The sequence below is a fragment of the Agromyces sp. P1_H4 genome (assembly GCF_056405255.1).
This window is the reverse complement of sequence record NZ_JBFUCL010000444.1, coordinates 1-2424: the sequence shown is the minus strand read 5'-3', so window position 1 is coordinate 2424 and position 2424 is coordinate 1. Positions and strand designations below refer to the sequence as shown.

At 72.9% G+C, this 2424-nt stretch carries 3 protein-coding genes; 1 reads left to right on the top strand and 2 read right to left on the bottom strand.

Features of this window, described 5'->3' with window-relative positions:
• Nucleotides 1-743 (bottom strand): SDR family NAD(P)-dependent oxidoreductase (locus tag AC1DY2_RS18615; protein ID WP_476763763.1); only part of this gene is annotated, 743 nt, incomplete at its 3' end.
• Nucleotides 744-828: 85 nt separating this feature from the next.
• Between AC1DY2_RS18615 and AC1DY2_RS18610 the strand changes: the two genes are divergently transcribed.
• Entirely contained in the window at nucleotides 829-1728 is a 900-nt protein-coding gene (locus tag AC1DY2_RS18610; protein WP_476763762.1) for an aminoglycoside phosphotransferase family protein, read from the top strand.
• A 50-nt stretch (nucleotides 1729-1778) separates the two neighbouring features.
• Here AC1DY2_RS18610 and AC1DY2_RS18605 read toward each other — a convergent pair whose 3' ends face one another.
• On the bottom strand, nucleotides 1779-2201 hold the full coding sequence (locus AC1DY2_RS18605; protein ID WP_476763761.1) for an acyl-CoA thioesterase: 423 nt from the start codon (nucleotides 2199-2201) through the stop codon (nucleotides 1779-1781).
• Nucleotides 2202-2424 lie beyond the last annotated feature (223 nt).

The following is a 2424-nucleotide window of genomic DNA, read 5'->3' as shown; positions in this document are numbered from 1 at the left end:
CACTCGAGCAGTTCGGCGACCTCGCCGGGGCGTCCGTGCTCGAGCAGGTACAGCACCCGATCCGCGACCTCCTGCGGCGGGATGAGCCGCCCAGCCGCACGCTGCTGCTCGGGTGCGAGGGCGGCGAATTGGGCATGAGCGCGATCGAGGCCGATCCAGCCGGGCACAACGGCCATGACGCGAACGTCGGCCCGACCGCCGAGCGAGCTCGTGAAGYGGCGGAGGCCGGCCTTCGCGGCGCCGTACTCGGGTGACCCGTAGGGTTCGTCACCCTCGCCGCCGCTCGACCCGATGTTCACGACCGCGCCGCTCGCCCCGACGCCGCCGCTCGCCCCGACCACGCCGCCCGCTCCGCCGACCGTCGCGAGCCGCGGCCACAGCCGCTGCGCGAGCAGCATCGGCGCGACCAGGTCGAGCGTCAGCGCGCCGAGCCATGCGTCGGGTTCGGCGTCGGGGTACTGCGGGCCCGGCGACCAGCCTCCCGCATTGTTCACGAGCGCGGTGATGCCGGAGACCCCGGCGAGCGCGTCGACCGCCGCGTTGATGCCGTGGATCGTCGACAGGTCGGCGGCGACGACCGCCACGGGCGACCCGTGCCGAGCCTCGAGACCGTCGGCCGTCGCCCTCGCCGCCGCCGGGTCGCGGTCGACGAGGAGCACGCCGTGACCGTGCGCGAGCAGCGWCTCGGCGATGACGGCGCCCAGCCCGGCGGCGCCGCCCGTGACCACGACGGTTCCATGCATGCCGCCATCCTGCTCGGGGGCACCGACACTGGACCGCGACACGAACCGCGGTGAGTGCGCCGCGGTGAGTGGCAAGCTGGGTCGGATGCCACTCCATTCCAACGAGCTGCCGATCGACGTCGGTCTCGCCTCCGCCCTCATCGCTCGCGAGCGACCGGAGTGGGCCAGCCTGCCGGTGACCCTCGCCGGTGGCGGCACCGACAACGTGATGTTCCGGCTTGGCGACGACCTCTTGATGCGGATGCCGCGCACGGCGGGAGGGGTGCCCTCGCTGCGCAAGGAGCGCACGTGGCTTCCCCGCCTGGCGCCCGCCCTGCCGGTTCGCATCCCCGAACCGGTGCACGAGGGCTCCCCGTCGCACGCGTACCCGCTGGAGTGGTCGGTGTACCGGTGGATCGACGGCGCGCCACCGGCATCCGACACCGTGACGGACTGGCGACGGTTCGGCGACGACCTCGCCGCCTTCGTGCGCGACCTGCACCGCATCGATCTCATGGGCCAGCGACGGTCGGGCGACCTGAGCTGGTATCGGGGCGGCAGCCTCCGCGAGGCCGAGCCGGGGGTCGCGCAGGCCTTCGACGAGGCTCGCCCGCTCGTGGGTGACGACCTCGACCTCGACCGGCTCGAGCAGTGGTGGCGCGACGGGCTGGACCTGCCCGACTCGCGGGCGCCGCACGTGTGGCTGCACGGCGACCTGCGCCCGGGCAACCTCCTCGTCGCCGCGGGCCGGCTTCACGCGGTCATCGACTTCGGGGCGCTCTCGGTCGGCGCGCCCGATGCCGAGCATGCCGCCGTCTGGGACCTGCCGCAGGCCGCCCGCGACGCCTACTGGAACGCGCTGCACCTCGACGAGGCGACCTGGCGGCGCGCCCGGGCCTGGGCGATCGCGGTCGCGATCCTCGGCATCCCGTACTACTGGCGCACCCTTCCCGAGTTCGTCGCGGAGTGCCGGGCGCGGCTCGGGACGATCCTCGCCGGCAGCTAGCGACGACGGGTGAGCGGCAGCCGCACTGGCGCCGCGCGCGCCGAAGCCCGCTAGTGCTCCGCCTCGAAGAAGATCGCCCGCAGGTCGTCGGGCCAGTCGGTCGCGCGCCGTGTCGTCGCGTCGACGTGCGCCACGATCATCAGGCACGTGGCGACCGTCGTGCCCGCGGCATCCGCCATCGTGCACTCGATGATCGCGTCGGGCCCGTGGAACTCGCGCACGAACGACGTGATCGTGATCTCCTGGTCGGCGTTCACCGGTCGGCGGAAGCTGATCTCCATGCGCCGGATCCACGTCATGAAGCCGAGCGTGTCGAGAGTGGGAAGGTCCCACCCGGCGTACTTCGCGAGCGCCTCCATGCGGTGGTCGGTGAAGTACCTGGCGTAGTTGCCGGTGCTCAGGTGCTGGAAGGGATCGAGCTCCGAGAAGGCGACTCGGTGCGTGGTCTCATACACGATCGGCTGCTTCGCCATGCCCCCAAGTTACGCCGATGCCGGCCCGTGCAGTGGGTTCCGGCCGGTGAGGTCGGTTCCGGCGGGCGCGGTCGGTTCCGGATGCCGCGTCAGCGCCCGCCGCCGGCGGCGAGCCGCATCAGGTCGGTGTCGAAGTCGACGTCCGCGACCGAGCGCTCGGCGGCGGTCGCGTTGCCGGCGAATTGGTGCTGGTAGCCCGACCAGTTGCTGTCGGCGATGGAGG

Coding starts and splice junctions, on each gene's coding strand:
- AC1DY2_RS18605 (WP_476763761.1), bottom strand. CDS start 2,201: ATGGCGAAGCAGCCGATCGTGTATGAGACCACGCACCGAGTCGCCTTC.
- AC1DY2_RS18610 (WP_476763762.1), top strand. CDS start 829: ATGCCACTCCATTCCAACGAGCTGCCGATCGACGTCGGTCTCGCCTCC.